The 26,032-nt window shown below is 63.6% G+C and carries 27 protein-coding genes and 1 riboswitch; of the genes, 16 read left to right on the forward strand and 11 right to left on the reverse strand.

Annotated features, from left to right (window positions below):
- The 5 genes from Q8O80_RS19630 to rsmD all read left to right on the forward strand — a co-directional run.
- Positions 1–2,506, forward strand: a 2,506-nt coding sequence (locus Q8O80_RS19630; protein ID WP_305582456.1) for an isoleucine--tRNA ligase, incomplete at its 5' end; no start/stop codon positions are given.
- 153 nt (positions 2,507–2,659) lie between these two features.
- Positions 2,660–3,223: a signal peptidase II gene (lspA, locus tag Q8O80_RS19635; RefSeq protein ID WP_305582458.1), complete on the forward strand. Its 564-nt coding sequence runs from the start codon at positions 2,660–2,662 to the stop codon at positions 3,221–3,223.
- A 150-nt stretch (positions 3,224–3,373) separates the two neighbouring features.
- Positions 3,374–4,024 carry a hypothetical protein gene (locus tag Q8O80_RS19640; RefSeq protein WP_305582460.1) on the forward strand — a complete coding sequence of 217 codons (651 nt, stop codon included), beginning with the start codon at positions 3,374–3,376 and terminating at the stop codon, positions 4,022–4,024.
- Positions 4,025–4,128: 104 nt separating this feature from the next.
- Complete coding sequence (locus Q8O80_RS19645) at positions 4,129–6,258, forward strand: pseudouridine synthase (RefSeq protein WP_305582462.1); 2,130 nt, start codon at positions 4,129–4,131, stop codon at positions 6,256–6,258.
- Positions 6,259–6,311: 53 nt separating this feature from the next.
- Positions 6,312–6,875, forward strand: coding sequence for a 16S rRNA (guanine(966)-N(2))-methyltransferase RsmD (rsmD, locus tag Q8O80_RS19650; RefSeq protein ID WP_305582464.1), 564 nt, complete (start codon positions 6,312–6,314; stop codon positions 6,873–6,875).
- Positions 6,876–6,878: 3 nt separating this feature from the next.
- Here rsmD and Q8O80_RS19655 read toward each other — a convergent pair whose 3' ends face one another.
- From Q8O80_RS19655 to Q8O80_RS19670, 4 genes are all read right to left on the reverse strand, one after another.
- Positions 6,879–7,286: a DUF1801 domain-containing protein gene (locus Q8O80_RS19655; RefSeq protein ID WP_305582466.1), complete on the reverse strand. Its 408-nt coding sequence runs from the start codon at positions 7,284–7,286 to the stop codon at positions 6,879–6,881.
- Between the two features lie 104 nt (positions 7,287–7,390).
- Positions 7,391–7,804, reverse strand: a complete 414-nt coding sequence (locus tag Q8O80_RS19660; protein ID WP_305582468.1) for a Fur family transcriptional regulator — start codon at positions 7,802–7,804, stop codon at positions 7,391–7,393.
- Complete coding sequence (locus tag Q8O80_RS19665) at positions 7,794–8,612, reverse strand: metal ABC transporter permease (protein ID WP_305582471.1); 819 nt, start codon at positions 8,610–8,612, stop codon at positions 7,794–7,796. Before Q8O80_RS19665 ends, Q8O80_RS19660 begins: the two co-directional genes overlap by 11 nt.
- 134 nt (positions 8,613–8,746) lie before the next feature.
- Positions 8,747–9,547 (reverse strand): ATP-binding cassette domain-containing protein, encoded by an 801-nt coding sequence (locus tag Q8O80_RS19670; protein ID WP_305582473.1) that lies wholly within the window; start codon positions 9,545–9,547, stop codon positions 8,747–8,749.
- 106 nt (positions 9,548–9,653) lie between these two features.
- Between Q8O80_RS19670 and Q8O80_RS19675 the strand changes: the two genes are divergently transcribed.
- The gene (locus tag Q8O80_RS19675) at positions 9,654–10,607 is read left to right on the forward strand and encodes a zinc ABC transporter substrate-binding protein (protein WP_305582475.1); all 954 of its coding nucleotides are present in this window, start codon (positions 9,654–9,656) and stop codon (positions 10,605–10,607) included.
- Positions 10,608–10,837: 230 nt separating this feature from the next.
- Positions 10,838–12,022, forward strand: a complete 1,185-nt coding sequence (gene aztD, locus Q8O80_RS19680) for a zinc metallochaperone AztD (RefSeq protein WP_305582477.1) — start codon at positions 10,838–10,840, stop codon at positions 12,020–12,022.
- A gap of 139 nt (positions 12,023–12,161) precedes the next feature.
- Here the strand turns inward: aztD and Q8O80_RS19685 are convergent, their stop codons facing one another.
- Complete coding sequence (locus Q8O80_RS19685; RefSeq protein ID WP_305582479.1) at positions 12,162–12,518, reverse strand: DMT family protein; 357 nt, start codon at positions 12,516–12,518, stop codon at positions 12,162–12,164.
- 77 nt (positions 12,519–12,595) lie between these two features.
- Positions 12,596–12,850, reverse strand: a complete 255-nt coding sequence (locus tag Q8O80_RS19690) for a DUF2164 domain-containing protein (RefSeq protein ID WP_305582481.1) — start codon at positions 12,848–12,850, stop codon at positions 12,596–12,598.
- Between the two features lie 219 nt (positions 12,851–13,069).
- Positions 13,070–13,256: riboswitch (cobalamin riboswitch) on the forward strand.
- A gap of 35 nt (positions 13,257–13,291) precedes the next feature.
- On the opposite strand from Q8O80_RS19690, the gene Q8O80_RS19695 reads away from it, so the two are divergent.
- The 4 genes from Q8O80_RS19695 to Q8O80_RS19710 all read left to right on the forward strand — a co-directional run bounded on the left by Q8O80_RS19695 (position 13,292) and on the right by Q8O80_RS19710 (position 15,644).
- Entirely contained in the window at positions 13,292–13,489 is a 198-nt protein-coding gene (locus Q8O80_RS19695) for a CbtB domain-containing protein (protein WP_305582483.1), read from the forward strand.
- A gap of 29 nt (positions 13,490–13,518) precedes the next feature.
- A complete protein-coding gene (locus tag Q8O80_RS19700) occupies positions 13,519–14,295 on the forward strand; it encodes a CbtA family protein (RefSeq protein WP_305582485.1) in 777 nt (258 codons plus the stop codon).
- The gene (cobW, locus tag Q8O80_RS19705; RefSeq protein ID WP_305582487.1) at positions 14,292–15,350 is read left to right on the forward strand and encodes a cobalamin biosynthesis protein CobW; all 1,059 of its coding nucleotides are present in this window, start codon (positions 14,292–14,294) and stop codon (positions 15,348–15,350) included. The genes Q8O80_RS19700 and cobW overlap by 4 nt, the downstream gene beginning before the upstream one ends.
- 75 nt (positions 15,351–15,425) lie before the next feature.
- Entirely contained in the window at positions 15,426–15,644 is a 219-nt protein-coding gene (locus tag Q8O80_RS19710) for an alkylphosphonate utilization protein (RefSeq protein WP_305582490.1), read from the forward strand.
- On the opposite strand, the gene Q8O80_RS19715 is transcribed toward Q8O80_RS19710, so the two are convergent.
- Positions 15,641–15,982 carry a hypothetical protein gene (locus tag Q8O80_RS19715; RefSeq protein ID WP_305582492.1) on the reverse strand — a complete coding sequence of 114 codons (342 nt, stop codon included), beginning with the start codon at positions 15,980–15,982 and terminating at the stop codon, positions 15,641–15,643. The genes Q8O80_RS19710 and Q8O80_RS19715 overlap by 4 nt on opposite strands.
- 66 nt (positions 15,983–16,048) lie before the next feature.
- Between Q8O80_RS19715 and Q8O80_RS19720 the strand changes: the two genes are divergently transcribed.
- Positions 16,049–19,963 carry a cobaltochelatase subunit CobN gene (locus Q8O80_RS19720; protein ID WP_305582494.1) on the forward strand — a complete coding sequence of 1,305 codons (3,915 nt, stop codon included), beginning with the start codon at positions 16,049–16,051 and terminating at the stop codon, positions 19,961–19,963.
- The gene (gene cobO / locus Q8O80_RS19725) at positions 19,960–20,622 is read left to right on the forward strand and encodes a cob(I)yrinic acid a,c-diamide adenosyltransferase (RefSeq protein WP_305582496.1); all 663 of its coding nucleotides are present in this window, start codon (positions 19,960–19,962) and stop codon (positions 20,620–20,622) included. Before Q8O80_RS19720 ends, cobO begins: the two co-directional genes overlap by 4 nt.
- Here cobO and Q8O80_RS19730 read toward each other — a convergent pair.
- The 3 genes from Q8O80_RS19730 to Q8O80_RS19740 all read right to left on the reverse strand — a co-directional run bounded on the left by Q8O80_RS19730 (position 20,619) and on the right by Q8O80_RS19740 (position 22,326).
- The gene (locus tag Q8O80_RS19730) at positions 20,619–21,086 is read right to left on the reverse strand and encodes a hypothetical protein (protein WP_305582499.1); all 468 of its coding nucleotides are present in this window, start codon (positions 21,084–21,086) and stop codon (positions 20,619–20,621) included. The two genes, cobO and Q8O80_RS19730, sit on opposite strands and share 4 nt — an antisense overlap.
- A gap of 84 nt (positions 21,087–21,170) precedes the next feature.
- Positions 21,171–21,344: a hypothetical protein gene (locus tag Q8O80_RS19735; RefSeq protein ID WP_305582501.1), complete on the reverse strand. Its 174-nt coding sequence runs from the start codon at positions 21,342–21,344 to the stop codon at positions 21,171–21,173.
- Between the two features lie 88 nt (positions 21,345–21,432).
- Positions 21,433–22,326 (reverse strand): cation diffusion facilitator family transporter, encoded by an 894-nt coding sequence (locus Q8O80_RS19740; RefSeq protein WP_371136245.1) that lies wholly within the window; start codon positions 22,324–22,326, stop codon positions 21,433–21,435.
- A gap of 285 nt (positions 22,327–22,611) precedes the next feature.
- Between Q8O80_RS19740 and Q8O80_RS19745 the strand changes: the two genes are divergently transcribed.
- Entirely contained in the window at positions 22,612–23,058 is a 447-nt protein-coding gene (locus Q8O80_RS19745; protein ID WP_305582505.1) for a cobalamin biosynthesis protein, read from the forward strand.
- Here Q8O80_RS19745 and Q8O80_RS19750 read toward each other — a convergent pair.
- Positions 22,992–23,720 (reverse strand): cobalt-precorrin-6A reductase, encoded by a 729-nt coding sequence (locus Q8O80_RS19750; RefSeq protein WP_305582507.1) that lies wholly within the window; start codon positions 23,718–23,720, stop codon positions 22,992–22,994. The genes Q8O80_RS19745 and Q8O80_RS19750 overlap by 67 nt on opposite strands.
- A 68-nt stretch (positions 23,721–23,788) precedes the next feature.
- Between Q8O80_RS19750 and cobA the strand changes: the two genes are divergently transcribed.
- Together cobA and Q8O80_RS19760 are read left to right on the forward strand one after the other, a co-directional pair.
- Positions 23,789–24,625, forward strand: coding sequence for a uroporphyrinogen-III C-methyltransferase (gene cobA, locus Q8O80_RS19755; protein WP_305582509.1), 837 nt, complete (start codon positions 23,789–23,791; stop codon positions 24,623–24,625).
- 117 nt (positions 24,626–24,742) lie between these two features.
- Positions 24,743–26,032 (forward strand): cobyrinate a,c-diamide synthase, encoded by a 1,290-nt coding sequence (locus tag Q8O80_RS19760; RefSeq protein ID WP_305582511.1) that lies wholly within the window; start codon positions 24,743–24,745, stop codon positions 26,030–26,032.

The following is a 26,032-nucleotide window of genomic DNA, read 5'->3' on the forward strand; positions in this document are numbered from 1 at the left end:
GATGCAGGTCTCGATGAGCGGCCAGCTCTATCGCGGCTCCAAGCCCGTCATGTGGTCGGTGGTGGAACGCACCGCGCTGGCCGAAGCCGAAATCGAATATGCCGACTACGAGAGCGATACGATCTGGGTGAAGTTCCCGGTTAGTGGTGTCGATACGTCACCAACGACCTTCTTGGCAGCGATGTTAACTCCGTTGTCCGACGAATCCGACGAGACCAACAGGCTGGTGATTGAGAAGACACAGGCAGATATTGCGGCACTGAAGCAGTCTTCGGTTGTCATCTGGACCACTACGCCTTGGACCATCCCAGCCAACCGCGCCATCAGCTTCTCCAGCCGCATCGAATATGGCCTCTATGAGGTCACCCAGGCACCGGCTGAGAACTGGGCCAAGGTTGGTGAAAAGTACATCATTGCCGATAAGCTTGCCGCCGAAGTCTTTGCCAAGGCAAAGGTCGACGCATTCGAGAAGCGCGCAACTGTGACCGCCGAAGAGCTGGCCGCACTTACCACATCCCACCCGCTGCGCGGGCTCGGCGGCGGCTACGATTTCGAAGTCCCGCTGCTCGATGGCGATCACGTCACCGATGATGCCGGCACCGGTTTCGTCCATACCGCACCCGGCCATGGCCTCGACGACTTTGAAATCTGGATGAATTCCACGCGCCTGCTGGCCGAAAAGGGCATCTCCACCGAGGTTCCCTATGTCGTCGGCGACGATGGCTTCTATACCAGGGACGCGCCCGGTCTCGGCCCCGATGCCGAGGGCGGTCCCGCCCGCGTCATCGACGATGACGGCAAGAAGGGCGACGCCAATAACCGTGTCATCACCGCGCTTGCCGAGCGCAACGCCATGGTGGCCCGTGGTCGCGTCAAGCATCAATACCCCCATTCATGGCGCTCGAAAAAGCCGGTGATCTTCCGCAACACCCCGCAATGGTTCGTCTATATGGACCGCGATATCGAGGGCACGGCTGGCGACACCTTGCGCCACCGCGCGCTCAATGCCATCGACGCCACCAAATTCTACCCCGCTGCCGGCCAGAATCGCCTGCGCGCCATGATCGCCGATCGCCCCGATTGGGTGCTCAGCCGCCAGCGCGCCTGGGGCGTGCCGATCACTGTTTTCGTCAACAAGGCCACGAAAGAAATCCTCAAGGACGCAGTGGTCAATCATCGCATCGCCGACGCCTTTGAGGTCGAGGGTGCCGACGCCTGGTACAAGGACGGCGCCGCCCAGCGTTTCCTCGGCGATGCCTATGCTGCCGACGACTACGAAATGATCCGTGACGTGCTCGACGTCTGGTTCGACTCGGGCACCACCCACGCCTGGGTGCTGCGCAACAAGCAGAAATGGCCGCATCTGAAATTCCCGGCCTCTATGTATCTCGAAGGCAGTGACCAGCACCGCGGCTGGTTCCATTCGAGCCTGCTCGAAAGCTGCGCCACCAATGGCTTTGCCCCCTATGAGAGCGTGTTGACGCATGGCTTCACCATGGATGGCGAAGGCCGCAAGATGAGCAAGTCGCTGGGCAATACCGTTGCCCCGCAGGATATCATCAAGCAGTATGGCGCCGATATCCTGCGCCTCTGGGTCGCCTCGACCGATTATCAGGAAGATCAGCGCCTCGGTAAGGAAGTCATCCAGACCACGGTCGACAGCTACCGCAAGCTGCGCAATACGCTGCGCTGGCTGCTCGGCAATCTGGCGCACTACCAGCCCGGCGATGCGGTCGAGCCCGGCGACATGCCCGAGCTCGAACAGGTCATCCTGCATCGTCTGGCCCAGCTCGATGGCCAGGTGCGCGGCGCCTACAAGGAATATGACTATCGCAAGATCGTCACACTGCTGACCAATTTCATGAACATCGAGCTGAGCGCCTTCTACTTCGATATCCGCAAGGATGCGCTCTATTGCGAGCCGATCTCCTCGATCAAGCGCAAGTCGGCGCTGACCGTATTGAACCATCTGTTCGATTGCCTGACCGCCTGGCTGGCCCCCATCCTGGTGTTCACCATGGAAGAGGTCTGGCTCGAGCGGCACCCCGGCGAGGGTTCCTCGGTCCATCTGCGCCTGTTCCCCGAAGTCCCCACTGACTGGCTCAATGCCGAACTGGCCGCCAAGTGGCAGTTGATCCGCACTGTCCGCCGCGTGGTCAACGGGTCGCTGGAGATCGAGCGTCGCGAAAAGCGCATCGGCTCCTCGCTGGAAGCAGCGCCAAAGGTCTTCATCGCCGACCCCCGCTATCTGACGGCGCTTGAGGGCCAGGATCTGGCTGAAATCGCCATCACCTCAGCCATTTCGATCGAGACTGCCGAAGGCCCCGCCGAGGCCTTCCGTCTCGACGACGTCGCCGGCATTGCGGTGCTGCCCGGCCTGGCGCAAGGCAAACGTTGCGCCCGCTCCTGGCGGGTGCTGCCCGAGGTCGGTTCTGATCCGGACTACCCCGATGTATCGCCGCGCGACGCCCAGGCCCTGCGCGAACGCACCGCCGCCGGGCTTTGAAGCAGGAGCCGTAGGCTCCATCGCCCTCTCCCCCTGCGGGAGGGGGTGCCCGAAGGGCGGGTGAGGGGGCTTGCATCCATCGCTGACCTTTCATCCGGCGCTGGGCGCCATCTTCTCCCGCAAGGGGAGACGGCACGAAGGAGCAATTGCTCGATGAACCTGAAATCGCTCTTCCACCCCTCGGTCTACTTCTCCCTCACCCTGGCCATCCTGGCGTTCGGGCTGGACCGGGCGCACAAGGCCTTTCATGTAGCAGCCGAGTGCATTGCCATTGGTGCCGCGCCCTGCGTTGAGATTTTCGTCAGCTACGTCCCCTTCGCCATGACCGGCTGGCGCGGCGGGGAGATTGTGCGGGTCACCGATTTCTTTGACTATGTGCTGGTGTGGAACACCGGCGTGTCCTATGGCCTGCTTGATAGTCTGCCGGTCTGGGGTCTGGGCGTGATCATGATGGTGGCGATCGTGGCGCTGTCGATCTGGTGGGTCCGCGCCGATTCAGCGATGATCCGCATGGGTCTGGCGTTGTGCATTGGCGGCGCGCTTTCCAATGCCGTTGATCGGCTGATCTACGGCGCGGTGGCGGACTTTTTCCATCTTCACTGGGGTGACTGGTCATTCTACATCTTCAACATTGCCGATGTCGCCATTACCTTGGGGGTGATCCTGCTGATTGCCGATCTGATCGGGCTCGGCGGCACCCGAAAACCGGTGAGCTGAGGGTGGTGAACACGTTGCTGCCAGAATCTGGTCTTAGTCCGCAGAATGCGCTATAAGCGCCGCCGACATCTTGAAGGACGTTTCATGCGTATTGGAATGACGGGGCAGCTGGCTGCTCTTCGTGCGACCTCCCGGGCTGGATCGGTAGCGTTGGCTGTTGTGCTGGCGCTGGCGCTGGGTGCCTGCACCACGGTGGAAGGCACCAATGCCCTGACCGATCCGGGCACTTTCGAGCGGGAAGTGATGAGCTCCACCGCGCGCGGCCTCGGGCTCATTCCTGGTGATGCCGCCAAGGAGGATTTGACCCAGGCACGGGCGCCTCTGGTATTGCCCCAGTCTGGCCAGGCCCTGCCGCCCCCCACGACCGTGGTCGCGGCGGCGCAACTCCCGACCGACAGCGATACTGTCCAGATTGATGCGAGCAACCTGACCGAGGCCGATCTGCAGCGCCTGCGCAATGCCAAGGTAGTCGATTTGCGCTCCGTGTCGGGTCGTCCGCTGACCGAAGCTGAAGCGCGTGCGCTGACTGCCCGCATGCGGGCTGCCAATATGGATGTCCGTACCAGCACGGCCAAGCGGCCGCTCTACATGCCGCCCGAAGATTATTTCACCCGCGTTGGTGATGCCGAACTGGTCTGCTCGACGCCCGGCGGCGAACTGGTATCAATCAATGATCCAAAATGCCCTGAAGCGGTGCGCAAGGCCCTGCGCCGGACTGCCCAATCCTCGTCCTCCAGTGGTGGCGCGATGATCAGCAGTCCGGGCGTGTCGCTCACGGAAAAAGAAATCACCAACCGGTAGAATTCTTGCTGGTTTACGCGACTAAAAAGCGGCTGGATGATCCGGCCGCTTTCTCCTTTCTGCGCCGCCCCAATGGGTCACGCATGACATGAAAGCCCGCTCCAATGCGCGAACTGAACGACGCCACCCCCGCAAAACCTGATACCGGCGATCGTCTCGCCAAGGTCATAGCCCGCTCCGGGCTGTGCTCCCGCCGCGACGCAGAGGTGTGGATCACCGAGGGCCGCGTCGTGGTCAACGGCAAGAAGGTGCAGACCCCGGCCTTCAACGTTACCGACCGTGACAAGGTGATGGTCGATGGTGCCCCCCTGGCCGCCCGTCAGGGCACCCGCGTCTGGCTCTACCACAAGCCTGCGGGCCTGGTGGTGACCGAGAAGGACCCCGAAGGCCGCGAGACCATTTTCGAGCACCTCGAAACCCATGGCCTGCCGCGCGTCGTCACTGTCGGTCGGCTCGATATCAACACCGAGGGCCTGCTGCTGCTGACCAATGATGGCGGTCTCAAGCGCGTGCTGGAACTGCCGGCAACCGGCTGGCTGCGCCGCTATCGCGTCCGCGCCCACGGTTCGGTCACCCAGGCGGCGCTCGACAAGCTCAAGGACGGCATCGAGATCGATGGCATCAAATATGGCGCCATCGAAGCCACGCTGGAGCGCGAACAGGGCGCCAATGTCTGGCTGGTGCTGGCGCTGCGCGAAGGCAAGAACCGCGAAGTCAAGAATGTGCTGGGCGCGCTCGGCCTTGAAGTGAACCGGCTGATCCGCGTCAGCTATGGTCCGTTCCAGCTCGGCGATATCCCGGTTGGTGGCATAGAGACCATCAAGGCCAAGATGCTGCGCGATCAGCTCGGCAAGAAGCTGGCCGACGCCGCCGATGTCGATTTCGATAGCGAAATGCCCGAAGCCAGCGCGCTTGAAGGCAAGCCAACCCGCGACCGCCTGACCGGTCGCGGCACCAATACCGTGGAAATTGCCCGCCAGCGCTTCCGCTTCACTGACGGCGCCGAGCAGACCGAAGAAGAGCGCCGCGCCGAGCGGCCGCGTCAGGATCGTCCCGGTCGCTTCGATCCGCGCAAGCCGACCGGCAAGCGCCTTGATCCGCGTGACGAGGAAGAAGCCCCGCCACCGCGCCACATCCATTTTGACGAGGACGGCCGTGCGCCGGAAGAATTTGTGAAAAAGAATCTCGGCAAGGCGCCCACATGGCGCGATCCAGATGATCAGCCCGCTGCCAACTATGGCAAAAAGGCACCGCGCCCCGCTGGCGGCAAACCCGGTGCCGGCGACAAGAAGCCCTTTGGCGAGAAGAAGTCGTTTGGGGACAAGAAGTCGTTTGGGGACAAGAAGTCCTTCGGCGACAAGAAACCCTATGGCGACAAAAAACCTTACGGCGACAAGAAGCCCTATGGTGACAAGAAGACGTTCGGTGACAAGCCACGCGGTCCGCGTCGCGAAGACGGTGATCGTCCCGCCCGGCCTTATGGCGATCGTCCGGCCGGTAACCGTCCCGCCGCTGGTCGGCCCGCCGCAGAGCGGACCGCGCGCGATTTCGGTGACCGTCCGCAGCGCAGCTTTGGTGAGCGTCCGGCGCGCAGTTTCGAGCCGCGTGCCCGGCCCGAAGGCGGCACTCGCCCGTCGCGAGATCGTGAATTCACTGGTACCCCACGCGGTCCCCGCCGTGGCGATGCGCCCGGTGGCGAACGCCCGGCCGCAAATTTCGAGCCCCGTCTGCGGCCCGATAGCGAACGCGGCGCTGGCGCGGCCTTCAAGGGCGAAGCCAAGCGCCCCGGCCGCAACTTCTCCGACAAGCCAGTGCGGGCCTACCGTCCCGAGGGGGATCGTCCGGTTTACGCCGACCGCGCCGAGCGGCCTTCGCGTCCAGCCCATTCGGATCGTCCCGACCGCGCGTCGCGCCCCGGCCGTGACCATCTCGGCTCCGAGGCCAAGACCTATGGCAAGCCCCGGACCCGTCCGGATGGCAAGCCGCATCCCAAGCGCGATGGCGCTGCGCCGCAGCGCGCGCCCAAGCCCGGCGCTCGCTCCTTTGGGGGCCCAGCCGGTGGCGCTGGCCGTCCAACTGGCGGCGGTGGTCGTCCCGCCGGTGGCGCCGGTCGCCCAGCCGGTGGTGGTCGCCCTTCCGGTGGTCCGGGTCGCCCGTCCGGTGGTCGTCCGTCGGGTGGCGCAGGCCGTCCCGCCGGTGGTCGTCCAGGCGCGCCGCGCCGTCCGAAGTCCTGAGATACCAGGTCCGGGTCTGATGCGAGCTCATTAAGGATCGAAAGGATCACGCCATGCGCATCGTCGCCGGCAGGTTCAAGGGCAAACAACTGATCTCGCCGTCCGACGATTCCATTCGTCCGACCGGTGATCGCGTCCGTGAATCCATGTTCAACATCCTCGCTTCCCGTTTGGGGCCGGTGTTTGACGGTTTGCGCGTGCTCGACCTGTTTGCCGGTACCGGTGCGCTGGGCTTTGAAGCCCTGTCGCGCGGTGCCGCCCACGCCACCTTCGTCGATATGGGCGCCGAAGCCCGTGGCCTGATCCGCGACCACATCGAGGCCTTCGGCGTCGGTGGCAATACCAAGCTGCTGCGCCGCGACGCCATCGATCTCGGCCCCACCGGCACTTTTGGCAAATTCGATCTGGTGTTTCTCGATCCGCCCTATGGCCAGGGCCTTGGCGAACAGGCCCTTGCTGGCCTCGCCAAGGGCGGTTGGCTGGCTCCCGGCGCCACGCTGGTGTTTGAAGAAAGTGCCACGGCTGAGATCGTCATCCCCGATGGCTTCACCCTTGATGACCGCCGCGTCTATGGCGCCGCCGCCGTACATTTTCTGAGCTTCGATCAGACCCCATAGGGCTCATTTTGCCTTGTCAACGGTGGCGCGCTTGCTCGCGTTCTTCTTCAGATTGGCCAGATTGTAGCTGATGGCGGCGCGGACCAGCGTCTGCAGCGCCGCCGCATTGAGCGCATCGCCTTCAAAGATGTCGATGGAGCGCCGGGTCTTGCCATTGTCCTGTCCATTGAACAGACCATCGGGGTCCGGCAGGTGCGCGCCGTAGGCAAATGTCAGCTTGATCTTGGCCTTGTGCGCGTTACCGACTGCGATCAACCCGTCACGCGACCAGGCCGGGCTGCCCATCCACTTCCAGTCCTCGACGATTTCAGGGTCAGCCCCGACAATGCACCGTCGCACCCTGGCCAGCATCTCGCCCCGCCAGTCCGCCAACGCGTCGATGGCCTGATCGATTTGTTCCGATGGATTCATGGCGCTCTCCCTGCACTTGCCATATCTGCCAGATTGGGACCGGGTGCAGGCTAGCTGACTTTGGCGCTTCGAGTCACCTGTGGACGCACGGAAATTGCCGCCACTCAGGCCAGTGCCGCGCACTGCCCGCATTTGCCACGGATTTCCATGGTGGTGCGCTCGATCTTGAAGCTTCTGGCCCCCGCCCACTCGCCCAGCCGGTCCTCAATCACCGCATCGGTAAACTCATCCACCTTGCCGCAATTGGTGCAGATGGCAAAGGCCGTCAGTTGCTTGCGGTCGCAGTGCTCATCGGCGCAGGCCACAAAAGCATTCAGCGATTCCAGCCGGTGCGCCAGGCCGCGTTCGACCAGCTTGTCGAGCGCGCGATATACCTGCAACGGTGCCCGCAACCCATCGGCCCGCAGCGCATCGAGAATGTCATAGGCGCTCAGCGGCGCGCCCGATGAGTTGAGTGCCCCCAGCACCAGACCCTGATTGCGCGTCAGATCGCCAGGAACAGCGTGATTATGTGCCATGCGGAACCTTTCTGCCAAACAGCCGCGTGACGGGGATTGTCAACGACAGCAAAAATATAACCAGGGCCATCACCACGATGGATGGACCTGACGCGGTGTCCCAGGTGCGCGAGCCAAACAGCCCGCCGACCACCGCAATGGCCCCCAGCACCGCCGCCACCACGGCCATCATTTCCGGCGTCGAACTCAGCCGGCGCGCCGTCGCGGCCGGAATGATCAGCAGCGAGGTGATCAGCAGCACCCCCACCAGCTTCATCGCGATGGCAATGACGCTGGCCATCAGGATCATCAGCACCAGCCGGCTCGTCTCGGGCCGCAGCCCCTCGGCCTCGGCCAGTTCCGGGCTCACCGTAGAGGCCAGCAGCGGCCGCCAGCTCAGCACCAGAATTGCCAGAATGGCGATGCCGCCACCATAGATGATGGCAATGTCCTGCACCGACACCGCCAGAATATCGCCGAACAGAAACCCCATCAGGTCAATTCGCACCGTGGTCAGAAACCCCACCAGCACCAGGCCCACCGCCAGCGTCGAATGGCTCAGAATGCCCAGCAGCGCATCGGTCGACAGCGTCGCCTGCCGCTGCAGCACGATCAGCGCCCCAGCCACCAATACGGCCACGGCAAACACGCCCAGCGTCATGTTCATCGACAAGATGATCGACAGCGCCACGCCCAGCAGCGCCGAATGCGCCATGGTGTCGCCGAAATAGGCCATCCGCCGCCACACCACAAAGCAGCCCAGCGGTCCGCTCACCAGCGCCAGCCCGACGCCCGCAATCAGCGCCCGTGAAAAGTAGTCACCGAACATGGTTTTGCTCCCTGGCGACCCGCACCCCGGCTCTCCCCACAGGGGGGATGGAGGCCCAAACTGAAAATGCCGTGCTGTTGTGCACCCCTTTCTCTTGGGAGGAGGGGGTCCCGAGGCACATCAAAGAAATCGGCTCACCCATGCGAATGCCCTTCATGGTGCTCATGCGTATGCGAATGCCCGTCAACCACCACGCAGCCATCATCGTGATGCTCATGGTCGTGATGGTGCTGATACAGCGCCAACGCCCCAGATGCCCGCTCGCCGAACAACCGCAGATACTCCGGGCTGTTCTGCACCGCCGAAGGCGTGCCGCGGCAGCAGACATGGCCGTTCAGGCAGATCACCGTATCGGTTTCGGCCATCACCACATGCAGATCGTGGCTGATCATCAGAATGCCGCTGTGCGAGGTGTCGCGGATCTGCCGTACCAGTTCATACAGCGCCACCTCCCCCGAAAAATCCACGCCCTGCACCGGCTCGTCCAGCACCAGCAGATCAGGCTGGCGGATCATGGCGCGGGCAAACAGTACGCGTTGGAATTCTCCTCCCGAAAGTTCCTGCACCGGCGCCTTGAGCAGGCGCGCCGCGCCCACCGCTTCGAGCGCAGCCATGATCTCGGGGGACGAAAAATGCCTGGTCAGGGTCATCAGCCGTTCCACGGTCAGTGGCAGTGTCCAGTCAATGTTGAGCTTTTGTGGCACATAGCCGATTCTGAGACCGGGCCGACGCGTCACCGTTCCCATGCTGGGCTTGAGCACCCCCGTCGCCAGCTTGGCCGTGGTCGATTTTCCTGAGCCGTTCGGGCCGATCAGTGTGACGATTTCGCCGCGCGCAATGGTGAGGTCGACGCCGCTGACCAGCGTGCGGCCGCCGCGCACTACGCCCGCCCCGACCAGCGTAATCAGGTTTTCTTTTTTTGCCACCGCATCCATCCATTGCCTCTTGACGTCTTGCAATACGTTATAGCATAACATCCCCGCAAGCGTAATAACATAACATTACGCACAAACTCTCCGCTACCATGATGAGGCCAAGCCGATGAAACTGCTCGCTCCCCTTGCCCTGCTCACCGCGACCTTGTTGAGCGCCACGAGCGCCTGGGCGATGCCCAGCGTCGTCGCCTCGATCAAGCCGGTGCATTCTCTGGTCGCCGCTGTCATGGCGGGAGTTGGCGAGCCAACACTGATTGTCAAGGGTGCCGCCTCGCCGCACACCTATGCGCTCAAGCCCTCCGACGCCAGCGCATTGGAGAGTGCGGACATCGTATTCTGGACCGGGCACGACATGGAGTTGTTTCTGGGTGATGCGCTAGAGACGCTCTCGACCGGGGCGATCATCGTTGAGCTCGCGGAAGCTCCCGGCATTACGCTATTGCCCGTCCGCGAAGGCGGCGCCTTTGAGCCGCACCTCCACGAGGACGAAGACCACGACCACGCTGCCGAGGATGATCACGACCACGCCGATCACGACGAGCATGGCGAAGGCGACATGCATTTCTGGCTCGATCCGCAAAACGCCAAGCTGATGGTCACCCACATCGCCACCACGCTGGCTGATACCGACCCGGAAAACGCCGCGCGCTACCAGGCCAATGCCGAAGCCCAACTGCTCAGCCTCGACGCTCTCGAAGCCGAAATTGCCGCCACGCTGGCCCCGGTCAAGGACAAGCCCTTCATCGTCTTTCACGACGCCTATCAGTATTTCGAGGCCCGCTTTGGCCTCAACCTGGCCGGCTCGATCACCGTGACGCCCGATACCATGCCCGGCGCCGCCCGCATTGATGAGCTCAAGGCCACGATTGCCGACCTGGGCGCCACCTGCGTCTTTGCCGAGCCCAACTTCCCGCCCACCATCATCAGCGCCATCACCGAAGGCAGCACTGCGAAATCCGGCACGCTGGACCCTGAGGGCGGGGCGCTCGAGTCGGGCGTCGAGCTCTATCCCAATCTGCTGCGCGGCCTGGCCACCAGCTTGGTCGACTGCCTGGGGTAGTCTTGCCCCGGCATTCAGCCTGGCCCACCTCCACAATTGATGCCTCACCGTGAGGGGAGGAGACGATGAACACCGGCGTCCGGACTGGCGGCTTCCCCCCTCGATGGGAACGGGATGCGCGAGGGGTAACGCCGCATGTGCCGCGACGTCTCCTGCCATCCAGCAGACACCCACCCCCATAGTCAAAACATAACCCCCAAAACGTAACGTGCTAACATATCGGAGACACTATGTCCGCTCGCCTTCTCCTGCCCCTTCTTGCCGCCACTGCCCTCACCGTTCCCACCGTGGCTGATGACCACGCCGCCGCTTGGCGCCTGTTCATCGCCGATCACACCAGGCCCGTAGTCACCGCGCTGGACCTCGAAACCGGTGACGCTCTCGCCACCTTCCAGCTCGCCAGCCCGGCAACCCTCTATGCCACTGACGGTGTCGTCGTCGCGGTGCAGGGGGCAGGCAACCAGATTTCGGCCATCGACAGCGGCATTGCCGTCGACGACCATGGCGATCACGGCGATATCACCATCTCCGATCCCGAACTGATCGATGCCGTGCTGACCGGTGAAAAGCCCGCCCATTTCGTCGAGCATGGTAGCAAGGCCGCCATGTTTTTTGATGGGTCGGGTCTGATCAGCCTGTTCAATGCCCAGCAATGGGCGCACGAGGGCAAACTCGCCGCCACCCAGCTTGACAGCGGCACCTCCCACCACGGCGTTGCGATCCCCTGGGGCGCGCACACACTGACATCGTCTGCCAATGCAGATGATGAGAAAAAACCCCGCATCGGCCTCAATATCCTCGATGCCGATGGCAATCTGGTCGGCGACACCCATGTCTGTCCGGACCTGCATGGCGAGGCCACTTCGGGCAATATGGCAATCATTGGCTGCAGCGATGGCGTGCTGATCGCCTCCGGCTCTGGCGAACCCCAGATCACCAAACTGTCTTATGATGGCCTGCCCGCCGGCAAGTCCACCACCTTTCTGGGCGGCGTCGGCATGCAGTACTTCCTGGGTAATTATGGCGCCGACAAAGTGGCCATCATCGATCCCACCGAAGCAGCGCCCTTCCGCCTCGTGGACCTGCCGACCCGCCGCGTGCATTTCGCCATTGATCCAGCGCAGCCCAAATTCGCCTATATCTTCACCGAAGACGGCCAACTCAACCAGCTCGATATTGTCTCGGGGAAAATCACCCAGTCCCTGGCGGTGACTGAGCCTTATTCGATGGATGGCGAATGGAGCCTGCCGCGACCGCGCATCGCCGTCGCAGGCAAGGTCGTGGCAGTTAGCGATCCCAATGCAGGCGAGGTGCACTTGATCGACATTGCCAGCTTCACCGCAACACGCAGCATTCCGGTCGCCGGCGCACCTTACAACATCGTCGCTGTCGGCGGTTCAGGCAGCGTGCACTAAGGGTCCCCCGCCCTGCCTCCCCCTGAACAGGGCGAGATATCCGGTCGGCGTTCGCCGCAAATCTCGCCACTTATTCAATCTGTCCCTCCCCCTGTCAGGGGGAGGTTAGGTGGGGGTGCCCTCAATGCGTCTTCAGCTGCTATTTCAGCGGCCCCTTGAAGATGAAGAACGCCCCCAGTCCGATCAGCGCGAAACCGACCCCGTGGTTCAGCGTCAGCTTCTCGCCGAAATAGAACACGGTGAACACCGCGAACACCGACAGGGAAATCACCTCCTGAATGGTTTTCAGTTCACTGGGCGAGTACACCGCTTCGCCGATCCGATTGGCCGGCACGGCCAGCCAATACTCGAAAAAGGCGATGCCCCAACTGATCAGCACCGCCGCCCACAGCGCCGAGCCGGGCCATTTGAGATGCCCATACCAGGCAAAGGTCATGAAGATGTTCGACGCCAGCAGCAGGACGATCGGCGCAAAGGTAGCAAAGTTGAAGCCCAAGGCCCTCTCCTGACAGCAACCAGCTTGCGCCGGCCGTGCTATCTAGCGCTGGCCGTGGCGGTGCGAAAGTCAGATTTTCAGCGCGTGTGCTTGGTCGGTTGTTCCAGCCCGAAAATGTCGTCGGTCAGGCTATCCATCCGCTCCCGGATCAACCCCTGCGCGTCATAGACGCCGCGGTTGTAAAAATAGGCTCCCATCTTGTCGACGAAAAAGCTCATCAGCATCTCCGCCGGAATGGCGCCGATCTCCTGATCCAGCTCGTGGTGGAAATAGTCCTGGATTTCGCCCACGATGGCCTTGGTTTCCTCGCGGCTGAATTTGATCGGCTTCATCATCGTCTCCTTGCTTGGTCCTGAATTATAGCGAGTCGACCGCCGCCGCCGCGGTCAATTTGCCCCTTGGCGCCATCCGCAGGCTTGACCGTTCCGGCGTTTTCCGATCATCGGCGCTGCCAGACATTGCAGTTTGGCCAGTTTGGTGGCACACCAGTTCTCGTGTTGGTTCCCGAAGGCCGTTGTGCCGGAGGGATAATCCAGCCCAATGCGCATCGCATCATGCCCTGCGCGACGGGTTGGACAAGGGAACACGGTGCGACGTACCCATCAGGGCGCAAGACCGTGGCTGCCCCCGCAACTGTAAGCGGTGCGCTCTCTCACGATGCCACTGGCGCAAGCCGGGAAGGCGAGAGGGCTATCCTCACCGCGAGCCAGGAGACCTGCCGGCACACCACCGGGCCAGACGGCCTAATCATTCCGCGCACGGAGGGTGCTGCCATGAATTTGACGACCAATACGACAATCAACACTGCGACTGGCCTTCAGTCTCTCTCGATATCCCAGCGTCTGATCGCTGGTGCCCTGGCGCTCATGCTCGGCCTGACCCTTCTGGTTGGCACTGGCTTTGCCGGTGATTATCGCCTGCACAATGGCGCGCACGATGCCCGCCACGCCATGGGTTTCCCCTGCCACTAAGGCAGGCCAGCAACAACGAGAGAACTGACATGATCCGCAATCTGTTTGCTGCTGCGCTTGTCGCAGCGCTTTGTGCTGGCTTGGCCACGGCCGCAATCCAGCATTTCCGCGTCACCCCGCTTATCCTGCATGCCGAAACCTTTGAGGGTGAAGGTGGCCACAGCCATGGCGAAGCCGCCGTCGCGGTCACCACTGAGCACGACCATGCCGAAGGCACCGCCGCCCATAGTCATGATGATGCCGCCGCCACCACTTCGGCCGCGCCCGAGGAATGGGCGCCACAGGATGGTTTCGAGCGTACCGCCTATACGACGCTGGCGAGTGTGCTCGCTGCCGCCGGCTTCGCGCTGCTCATCGGCGCCATCTCGATGTTCGCTGGCATCCCGATCACCTTCGCCAATGGCTTCCTCTGGGGCATTGCCGGCTTCATCACCTTTTCGCTGGCCCCCGCCTTTGGCCTGGCGCCCGAACTGCCCGGCATGCCGGCAGGCGATCTGATGGCTCGCCAGGTCTGGTGGGCCGGCACGGCCCTGGCCACCGGTGCCGCCTGCCTGCTGCTCGCCAAAACCCAAGCCAGCTGGGCCTTTGCCGTTGCCATTGCGCTGGTTGTCATCCCCCACATCATCGGCGCCCCACTCGCCCCCGATGAGCCGAGTGCTGTCCCGGCCCATCTGGCCACCGAATTCGCGGCCACCACACTGGGAACGGCCCTGGTGTTCTGGCTTGTTCTCGGCACCGTCTTCGGCAAGCTCAATGATGTTTTTGCCGTCCGCCACGCCGCCATTCCGGCAGGAGCCACCCTATGACCAGCAAGATCCCCACCACCGTCATCACCGGCTTTCTCGGCGCCGGCAAGACCACCCTTGTGCGCCATCTGCTGGCGCACGCCCCCAAGGGCAAACGTATCGCGCTGATCATCAACGAGTTTGGTGATCTCGGCGTCGACAAGGACATTCTGGCCGGTTGCGGCGATGAAACCTGCCGCGAAGAGGATATGATCGAGCTCTCCAATGGCTGCATCTGCTGCACCGTGGCCGATGAGTTCATCCCCACCATGCAGGCCCTGCTCGCCCGCCCGGAAAAATTCGATCACATCATTATCGAAACGTCGGGTCTCGCGCTGCCGCAACCCCTGATCCGCGCCTTCAACTGGCCCGAGATCAAGGCGCAGGTGACCATTGATGGCATTGTCACTGTCGCAGACGCTTCGGCGCTGGCCGAGGGGCGTTTCGCTTCTGACGAAGCCGCAGTTGACGCGCTGCGCCGTCAGGATGAAATGCTCGATCACGAGACCCCGCTGGGTGAGCTGTTTGAAGATCAGCTCTCGGTGGCCGACCTCGTCGTCATCAACAAGGCCGATTTGCTCGACGCCGCCATGCTCGACAAGGTAGAGGCCAATATCCGGGCCGAACTGCGCCCCGGCGTCGGCGTCATTCGCGCCAGCAATGGCAATGTCGACATCACCGCGCTGCTGGGCCTGGGCATGGGTTCGGAAGACGACATCGCCAACCGCCCGAGCCACCATGAGCTGGAACATGAAGGCGAGCCGCATGAACACGATGACTTCGACAGCTTCTCGATCCGCCTGCCCGCCATTGCCGGCAAGGATGAACTGCTCGCTATCATCGAAACCACCATTCGCGATCACGATGTACTGCGCCTCAAAGGCTTTGCCGCAGTTCCCGGCGCTACCGCGCGCCTGGCGATCCAGGCGGTCGGCCCACGCGTCACTGCCTATTTCGACCGCCCGTGGAAAGCTGGCGAAACCCGCGACACGGCCCTCGTCGTCATCGGTGAAAGCCCGCTTGATCGCGCTGCCATCACCGCCAGTCTGCAACGGGCGCTCGCCGTCGCCGCCTGATCCCAGCCCGGCCCCTATCCGAATCCTCACCCTATAGGGGGAGGTTAGGTAGGGGCATCCAACCAAGGAAAAACCATGACCGAAATCACCAAAGACTCCAACGGCACCCAGCTCAATGATGGTGACGCCGTTACCCTGATCAAGGACCTCAAGGTCAAAGGCACGTCAGTGACGCTCAAGCGCGGCACGCTGGTCAAGAACATCCGCCTGACCGATGACACCGCCGAAATCGAGTGCAATGCCGAAAAGGTCAAGGGCCTGGTTCTGCGCACCGAGTTCCTCAAGAAGGCCTAGCCCCCGCCTGCCTCGCGGGTGAGCGCCGCCGTGGTGAACAAGACGCCCGCCAGCGCGAAGGGGCCCGCAAGCATTGCGTTGACCCAGAATGGATTGGAGAGAAGCAGCATGGGCAGCGCGGCCACCACGAGATACAGCGCGCCACCCACGAGTGGCCATCGCCAGCCGATCGCCAGAACCGCCACGAGGACGACGCTTGGCAGCAGGTGCATGAACAGGCCCAGCGCGAGTTGCAGCGGCGGCGCGTCCATGCCGAAAACGTCCAACGCAAACATCGAAATGAAGCCGATGCCGAGAATGGCGACCGCGCGTGCGGCGATGGTGAGGATCCTGTGCATGCTCGATCATTGCACGACTGCACTGCAGCGCCATTTGATCCGCATCAAGTCGAAAGAGATCTGCTGATGCACCTCCTATCGGCCCAGGCCGGCGCCATCCAGCAGGAGGGCGAGGCCATCGATCTCGCCCAGCGCCCCGGCGCGCTGGTTTTTGCCTCTTCGGCCGATAGCGAACTCTCCATGCTGGCCGCCGCAGCCGATCGCGCTGGCGAGGACGAGTTGCGCCTCGCCAATACCCTGCGCCTCTCCAATAATCTCTCGGTCGATCTGTGGCTCGAACAGACCGTGGCCCACGCCCGTCTCGTCGTGCTGCGCCTGATCGGTGGTGCGGCTTATTTCCAGTATGGCGTCGACGAACTGACCGCGCTCTGCGCCAACCGCAGGATCCCGCTGGCCCTGCTGCCCGGCGACGCCAATCCCGACCCCATCCTGCAATCGCGCTCCACCATCCACCCAGACGACTGGAGCCGCCTGCACAGCCTGTTCATCGCCGGCGGCCCCGACAATGCCGATTTGATTTTGCCTGCCTTCGCCCGCCTGGCAACTGCCGGTCCACCATCACCGTCAACCACCGGATCACCTTCTCTCCTTGTGGGAGAAGGGGGCCCAGGGGCGGATGAGGGGGTTCTTTCTTCATTGGCTCCCCAACCCTTCGCCCGCTTCGGCCTCTGGTATCCCGGCCTCGGTGTCACCGACCAGGACAGCATCCGCGCCACCCTCTGCCTGCCGCCCGGCCACAAGCCCGCCCACGTCCCCATCCTGTTCTACCGCGCCGCGCTCGAAGGCGCCGGCACCGCCACCATCGAAGCGCTCATAGCCGAACTGCTGGCGCAGGGCCTCGCCCCCGTGCCCCTGCTGGTTTCCTCGCTCAAGGAAGCCGCCTGCGTCCGCTTTGTGCAGCAGGTGCTGGGTAATACCGCGCCATCGGCGATCCTCAATTTGACCGGCTTTGCGCTGGGCATCGATGGTCTCGACGCCAAGGCCAACCCCTTTGCCGGCACCGACGCTCCGGTGATCCAGCTGATCCAGTCCGGTCGCTCCGAGGCCCAATGGCTGGCCGATAGCCAAGGGCTGAGCTCCAAGGATATGGCGATGTTCCTGGTCATGCCTGAAATCGATGGCCGCCTGGCCGGCCTGATCGTCGGCCACCGCGCCGATGCCGTCTGGCACGAGCGCTGCCAGATCCCCCTGACCGCCTACGCCCCCGACCATGCCGGCATTGCCCGCGCCGCCAGCCTCGCCGCCAACTGGTCCCGCCTGCGCGCCACTTCGCGCGCCCACCGCCGCATCGCCCTCGTCCTCGCCAACTACCCCATCCGCGACGGCCGCCTCGCCAATGGCGTCGGCTATGACGCGCCCGAGTCGACCGTGCGCATGCTGCGGATGCTTGAAAGTGCGGGTTACACGACAACGCCCCCCACTTCCTCCCCTCAAGGGGGAGGGGGGCCACCCGTTGACGCCCAATCGCTCATCACCGCCCTCCAATCTGGCCCCACCAACGCCGATCCCGCGCGTGGTCAATCCCCCGCCACGCTCACCTTGGGCCGCTACGCCGAACTCTTCGCGACCCTGCCGGAAAAAATCCGCGTCGAGGTCACCGCCCGCTGGGGCGACCCCGCCACAGATCCCTTCGCGCGTGGCGACAGCTTTCATCTGCCCGCGCTGATCTTTGGCAATGTCGCCACCCTGCTGCAGCCCGCCCGCGGCTATCATCTCGATGAAACCGCCAGCTATCACGATCCCGCCCTGGTCCCGCCGCATGCCTATCTCGCCGCCTATCTCTGGCTGCGCCACGAGTTCGGCGCCCACGCGCTGATCCATAATGGCAAGCACGGCACGCTCGAATGGCTGCCCGGCAAGGCCACGGCGCTGGACGAAGCCAGCTACCCCGACGCGCTCTGGGGCCAGTTGCCCCATCTCTATCCCTTCATCGTCAACGACCCCGGCGAGGGCACCCAGGCCAAGCGGCGCAGCGGCGCGGTGATCATCGATCATCTGGTGCCTCCGCTCACCCGGGCGGAAACCTATGGTCCGCTCAAGGACCTCGAAGCCCTGCTCGACGAATACTACGCCGCCGCCGGTATGGACCGCCGCCGCCTCGCCGATCTCAGGCGCCGTATTCTCGATTTCACCCGTGACAGCCGGCTCGACCGCGATATCGGCCTGCCCGAGGACGAGACCGAGGCGCTGATCAAGATCGACAACTTCCTCTGCGACCTCAAGGAAGCCCAGATCCGCGACGGCCTGCATATTTTCGGTCAGTCGCCGCAGGGCGATCTGCAGCGCGACCTCATCGTTGCTTTGGCCCGCGTCCCGCGCGGCGACGGGGCCGGGGAAAATTCGCTGATCCGCGCCCTTGCCGATGATCTCAAGCTTGGTTTTGATCCGCTGACAGCCAAACTCGGCAATCCATGGACGGGGCCTACCCCCACCCTCACTCCCTCCCCACAAGGGGGAGGGAAGCCTGCCCTGCGGGATACTGAAGTGGTGCCACGGAGCAACGCTCCATCGCCTCCCTCCCCCTTGTGGGGAGGGACCGAGGGTGGGGGACTGCGCACTCAGGGCGACGTCGTCGAACTTCTCGAAGCCATCGCCGCCGATCTGGTCACCGGTGCCCGCATACCCGACCCCGCCTGGACCGCCACTGCCGCCGTGCTCAACACCGTGCAAACCATTATTCGCCCCCGTCTGGCCGCCTCCGGTCCCGCCGAAATCCAGGCCTTGCTCGATGGACTGGATGGCAAATTCATCGCCCCCGGTCCCTCCGGCGCCCCCTCGCGCGGCCGGCTCGACGTACTCCCTACCGGCCGTAATTTCTTCTCGCTCGACAACCGCGCCGTGCCCACCCCGACGGCTTGGGATCTCGGCAAAAAGTCCGCCGAAAGCCTGGTCCTCCGCCACTTGCAGGACCATGGCCACCATCTCCGCTCGGTCGCTCTTTCGGTCTGGGGCACGGCCAATATGCGCACCGGCGGCGACGATATTGCCCAGGCGCTGGCGCTGATCGGCGCCAGGCCCGTCTGGGATCCCGGCTCGCTGCGCGTCTCGGGCTACGAGATCATCCCCCTGCCCAGGCTGGGCCGCCCCCGCGTCGACGTTACCCTGCGCATTTCCGGCTTTTTCCGCGACGCCTTTCCCGCCCAGATCGCCTTGTTCGACCGCGCCATCCGCGCCATCGGGGCGCTCGATGAGCCCACCGACGACAACCCCATTGCCGCCCGCATGCGCACCGACGCGCTCGGCCTGATGGCCGAGGGACAGAGCCAGGCTGAGGCTGGACTGGCCGCCGGACACCGGATTTTCGGTTCAAAGCCAGGCACCTACGGCGCCGGCCTCAATGCGCTGATCGATTCTGGCAACTGGGCCAGCAAGGCCGATCTGGGCAAGCGGGCGCTCGACTGGGGCCAATACGCCTATGGCGCCCAGGCCAGTGGCACACCCGAACGCGACCGCTTCGCCGCTCGCCTCTCCGACATCGACGCGGTGATCCACAATCAGGACAATCGCGAGCACGACCTGCTCGACAGCGATAACTACTACCAGTTCGAAGGTGGGCTTTCCGCCGCGGCCGAGTCGCTGACCGGGCTAAGACCTGCCGCCTATCACAACGACCATTCCCGCCCCGAGCGGCCGCTTATCCGCACGCTCGAGGAAGAAATCAGCCACGTCATGCGATCCCGCGTGGTCAATCCAAAATGGCTCAATGGCGTCAAGCGCCACGGCTATCGCGGCGCCTTCGAAATCATCGCCACCGTCGATTTCATGTTCGCCTTCGCCGCCACCACGGGCGCTGTCAAGACGCACCATTTTGATCTGGCCTTCGAGGCTTTCGTCGAGGATGACGCCACCCGCGATTTCATCCAGACCGCCAACCGCTACGGCTATGACGAGCTGATCGCCAAATTCAACGACGCCCGCCAGCGCGGTCTCTGGACCCCGCGCTCCAACTCCGCCTACGCTTTTCTGGAGGATGCCCCATGACCGAAAACCCCGCCGATACACCAGCCAGACCCGCCAAGAAAACCGACCTGATGACCGAGGCGGAACGCGACGCCTATCACGCCGAGAAGATGCGCAAGAAGCGCGAGGCGCGTAACAAGATCCTGGCCACCAAGACCCAGGAAAAGGGCCTGCTCATTGTCCATACCGGCAAGGGCAAGGGAAAGTCGACCGCTGCCTTCGGCATGGTATTCCGCGCCCTCGGCCATGGTTTCAAGGTCGGTGTGGTGCAGTTCGTCAAGGGCGCCTGGGAAACTGGCGAGCGTGATGTGCTGCTCAAATTCCCCGAGCTGGTCACCATCAACGCCATGGGCGAGGGTTTTACCTGGGACGTTGCCGACCGCCAGCGCGATCTGGCCGCCGCCCGCAAGGCCTGGGAGCATGCCAAGACGCTGATCATGGACCCCAGCTACAAGATGGTGCTGCTCGACGAGCTCAATATCTGCCTGCGCTACGACTATCTGCCGATCGCCGAAGTGGTGGAATTCCTCAGCAACAAGCCGGTCGATACCCATGTCATCGTCACCGGTCGCAATGCCAAGGACGAGCTGATCGAGATCGCTGATCTGGTCACCGAAATGACCGAGATCAAGCATCACTTCCGCGCCGGCGTGAAGGCACAGGTCGGTATCGAGTTCTAGCAGCCGCTCCCGCGCAGCGACACGGCCAGTTGCTCAATGACCGGGTCCATCTCGGCTCGGTCGCGCACGCCATATTCGGCGCGGAAGGCGGCGTAGCTCTGGCCGTCGCAGAGCAGGATCATCCGCTGGTAGAGAATTTGCCCGCCAGCGATGGCCGACCAACTGGCCCAGCGCGGCGTGACGGCCTGATAGGTCTGGTTCCAGCCTGCGGTGGCGTCCTGCGCCATGCGCGCGGCTACTTCGCTGTCAAAATTATCCAGCCAGCCGCCCCAGACGCTGAGCGTGATGGCGCGGCCGGGCAGGGCAAAGTGCTGCCCGTCACCATTGTCGCTCTCGCCCTGTCCAACAAAGCCGGCCGGCACGCTAATGCTGTAGCCAAAGCGCGCATTGTCATAACGGTCCCCGCCCTGCGCGAAGGCAGGCAGGCTCAGCAAGGCGAATAGGACAAACAGGAGCGTACGCATGGCGCCACTCTGCCGCCGTTGCGGCTGCGCCGCAAGCTTGCGCAAGGCGGACCGGCCAGGACCCCTGGTCGGTCCAATCGTTTGTCAGGCGCCGCGGAACATCACGCCGGCGGCCAATACGATAAAGGCCACCGTCATGATCCAGAACGAATAGACGCCGATGATCGCAATCGTCGGCATGAAGTAACCGATGAGTGCGACGAGGGCGAGTACTACGGCGATGATAAACACCATTTGGGTGGGCGCATTCAGGTTCATATTTATCTCCTCCTCCAAAGTTGACGAGGTGATTTTAACCGAGTTGTCGAGATTCGAAATCCTCGCCAGCGGGTTACGCACCGCAAAGCTACACCACCACAATGCCCGAGTGCTTGGCCTTGTCTTCGGGTTCGACATGAATGGTGATCTGCACCTCGCGAACCGCCTCGCGCAGCTTGGCCTCGATGGTGTCGCAAATTTCATGCGCGGCATCCACGCGCATCGTCCCGGGGACCACCAGGTGAAAATCGATGAAGGTCATCTTGCCGGCCTGCCTTGTGCGGATGTCATGGGCTTCGATGGCTCCCTCGGCATTGCTGGCGATGACTTCGCGGATCGTGTGCTGGATGTCCTTGGGCACGGCAACATCCATCAAGCCACCAACGCTGTCGCGAATGACGGCCCAGCCCGACCACAATATGTTCAGTGCCACCAGCGCCGCCAGGATGGCATCCAGCACGGCCCAGCCGGTCAGATAGACCAGCACCAGGCCGACTACCACGCCGGCCGTTGAGACCACGTCGGTCATCAAATGCTTGCCATCGGCCTGTAGCGCCGGCGAGCGCACCGATCGTCCATGGCGGATCAGCACATAGGCCCAGGCCATATTGATCATCGTTGCCACGATGCTGACGGCAAGGCCCTGGACCGGGGCGTCGGGTAGTGTAGGCGCCATGAAGCCCAACACCGCTTCGCGCACGATCAACATGGCGGCGACGATGATCATCACGCCCACAACTACCGCCGAGAAATACTCCGCCTTGTGATAGCCATAGGGCAGGGCGGCATCGGCCGGCTTCTGGGCCAGCCACACCGCGACCAGGGCCGCGACGGCGGTGACGACATTGACGATTGATTCCAGCGCATCAGAATACAGCGCAATCGAGCCGGTGATCCGCCAGGCGAGGAATTTCAGGCCCAGCACGATCAGCCCGATCAACAGGCTGATCGCCGCAATGGCAAGCGTCCGGTTTGCGGTGATGGTCACTGTTCAGCCTCGATCAGTTTCATCAAAAGCCCATACCGTTCCATATCTCATGGTGCAAGTCGTTGAATTTGCAAATCATTTTCAGAAGCATTCTTATCTGGTCGCTGATCCTGCCAAGCCATTGATTGACCAAGCGCTTCTGCCCGCCTAGAACCGGACGGCGCAGAGTTCCCACGAAGGAACTGAAACAGAATTCGGTGCGGTCGACCCAAATCGGGGACCAACCCCGAAGCTGCAACGGTCTTGAGCGAACCTGCCTCTTCACGTTGAGAGGCGACTATGACGGCTAGATTCGGGGCAATTCCCACCCCAGCAGACAGATTTGTCGCCGGTATCGGCTTTGCTTCGGCGGCCAGTGCCGCTGAGATCATCGCCCTGATCGAATCGTGCCTCGCCGAACTGGCGCTCCACCCCGATCAACTGGCCGCCATCGGCACCCATAGCCGCAAGCAGGCCAGCCCTGTGCTCCTGCCGGTCGCACTGCATTTCGGCATGCCGCTGCGTCTGCTTGACGATGATGATCTCAGTGGCGAGGTGCCGGGCATCGCCGATGCGGTGGCCGCGATGGCGGGGCCGCTGCAACTGTACAAACGCAAATCGGCCTTTGCCACCTGCGCCATTGCCCGCTGCAATCCCGGTTTCGACCTTGCCGGTTTCGGTCAGCCGTTCAGCGCCAGCGCCGTGATGGCAGCCTCGACGCTGCTCACTTCGAGCGCCGGGCCATAGGCGGGGCGGGCAATCATGATCACCTTTACGTCCATCTGCTGTGCCGCTTCCAGCTTGGCCATCGTCTGCCTGCCACCGGAATTCTTGGTGACCAGATGAGTGATTTTTTCGCGCTCCAGCAGCGCTGTTTCAGCAGCCAGATCATAGGGCGGCCGATCCTGCAACAGCCTGGCGTGCGGCGGCATCGCCATGGCCGGTGCTTCAATCAGGCGCACGAGAAGACAGCAATCCGACCGCCCCACAAATTCGGCCAGACCGGTATGCCCCGTGGTCAGCAGCACCCTGGCGCCAGCCGGCAGCGCAGCGGCGGCTTCGGTAGCCGTGGTGACATGGGTCCAGTCCGCACCCTCGGGCTGGTCCCAGCTGGGTCGCATATAGCGCACCAGCGGTACGCCGCTTGCTGCCGCCGCCGCAACGGCATTTGCCGACATTATGCCGGCATAGGGGTGGGTGGCATCGACCAGTCGCTCAATGCCTTCGCTGCCAAGATAATCGGCCAACCCGGATGCGCCGCCAAACCCGCCCAGGCGCACCGCACCTGTGGGCAAAGTGGGGTTTTGTGTCCGGCCGGCCAGCGAACTGGTGACCGCATGCCCCAGCTCGACCAGACGGTTCGCCAGTTCACGCGCTTCGGCGGTGCCGCCCAGGATCAGAATCTTCATTGCACGCGGTGCTTCATGACGCGCCACTCTGCCCATTCCCATCGCGCGCCTCAAGGGTTGATGCACTAATGTTTGGCTGGATCCGCAAACCCCGCCGCCGTACCCATTTTGCCGCCCTCGACAATGCCGACTTTCCGGCGCTCGAACCGGGCAGTGTCTGGCTGGTTGGCGCCGGCCCCGGCGGGCCGGGCCTGGTGTCCCTCCTGGCCTATCACGCCTTGGGGCAGGCCGATGTCATCGTCCATGACGCACTGGTGTCGCCCGAGTTGCTGGCCCTGGCCCCGCGCCATATCGAGCGCATTTTTGCCGGCAAACGCGGTGGCAAGCCATCGCCCAGGCAGACCGATATTTCCCTGCAACTGATCGCTCTGGCCAAGGCCGGCAAGCGCGTGCTGCGGCTCAAGGGCGGTGATCCCTACATGTTTGGGCGCGGCGGTGAGGAAGCCGGTACCTTGGCCAGGGCGGGCATTCCCTTCCGCATCGTGCCCGGCATATCCTCGGGCCTTGGCGGCCTGGCCTATGCCGGCATTCCCGTCACCCATCGCGATACCAATCAGGCGGTGATGTTTCTCACCGGCCACGATGAATCCGGCGCCGTGCCGCATGGCGTCAATTGGCCCGCGGTCGCCCAGGCCGCGCCGGTCATCGTCATGTTCATGGCGGTCAAGCACCTGGGCTCGATTGCCGAAAAACTGCTTGCTGCAGGACGGGCCGGCGATGATCGTCTCGCCATCATCTCGCATGCGGCCACCCCGCAGCAGAGCGTGATCGAAACCACGCTGGCCGAGGCCGGAAGCTTGCGCGACGTGCCGACCCCGGCCATCGTCGTGCTGGGGCCAGTCAGCCAATATCGCGATAGCCTCGACTGGTATGTCGACGAGGCCCGGAGGCATGTCTTTGGCTGAAATGAGCACCGCTCAGGGGCTTCGGCTCCAGTCGCCGCACTCCCTGGAGGGGGGCGTTTGGACCCGCACGCCTAACCTGCCGCCCCTCAATCCCGCCTCTCGAGGGAGCGGGGCGTCATGACCGCCGGCCTTGTCATTGCCGCGCCGCGCTCGGGCTCGGGCAAGACCGTGGTCACGCTCGGCCTGCTCGCGGCCTTGCGACAGCGCGGTGTCGTGGTGGCCCCTGCCAAGACCGGCCCTGACTATATCGACCCGACCTTCCTTGGCCGCGCCGCGTTGCGCGAAGCGGTCAATCTCGACCCATGGTCGATGAGCCCGCGCCGCATCAAGCATCTGGCTGCCACCCAGGCGACAGGCGCCGATCTGCTGCTGGTAGAGGGCGTGATGGGCCTGTTTGATGGTGCTGCTGACGGCAATGGTTCCACCGCCGATCTGGCTGAACTGCTCGCACTGCCCGTGGTGCTGGTGGTTGACGCTGACCGGCAAAGCCAGTCGGTCGCGCCGCTGGTGGCCGGCTTTGCCCATTGGCGGGTCGGGGTGCGGGTGGCGGGCGTAATTCTCAACCGCGTGGCGTCGACCAAGCATGAGCGCATGCTGGTTGATGCCCTTACCGCGACCGGCATCCCTTGCCTTGGCGCCATTCCGCGCAACCCGGCGCTGGCGCTGCCCGAGCGCCATCTGGGATTGGTGCTGCCCGGTGAGGTCAATGAATTTGACGGCTTCCTGGCTGAAGCGGCGGCCGCCATGGGCGACTATGTCGATCTCGCCAGGTTTCAGGCCATCGCTGCCCCGCTCGACGCTGACGTCGGCGCCGCACCCAGCCTGCCGCCTTTGGGCCAGCATATGGCGATTGCTCGTGACGATGCCTTTGCCTTTGCCTATCCGCATCTGCTCGATGGCTGGCGCAGTCAGGGCGCGCAACTGAGTTTCTTTTCGCCCCTGCGCAATGAGGCCCCGGCCTTCGATGCCGATGCGGTATTTCTGCCCGGCGGCTATCCCGAACTGCATGGCGCGACCCTCGCCGCCGCCGATGCGTTCAAGGCGGGTCTGGTGGCGGCCCGTGATCGCGGCGCGCTGCTCTATGGCGAGTGCGGCGGCTTCATGGTTCTGGGCGAGGCGCTGGTGGATAAGTCGGGCACCAGCCACGCCATGGCCGGGCTGTTGCCGGTAACCACACGCATCGACCGGCCCAAGCGCATTCTGGGCTATCGCCGTCTGATACAGTCCGGTGATCTGCCCTGGCCCGGGCATCTGAACGGCCACGAATTCCATTATTCCTCGGCCAGGCAGTCACGCCTGCCGCCGCTATTTGCCGCCACCGACGCGCGCGGTGATGCCATGCCGCCCATGGGCGCGGTGATCGGGCGGGTGATGGGGTCTTACGCCCACGTCATTGATGCGGCATAA

The organism is Devosia sp. (assembly GCF_030689745.1).
Classification (GTDB): Bacteria; Pseudomonadota; Alphaproteobacteria; order Rhizobiales; family Devosiaceae; genus Devosia; species Devosia alba.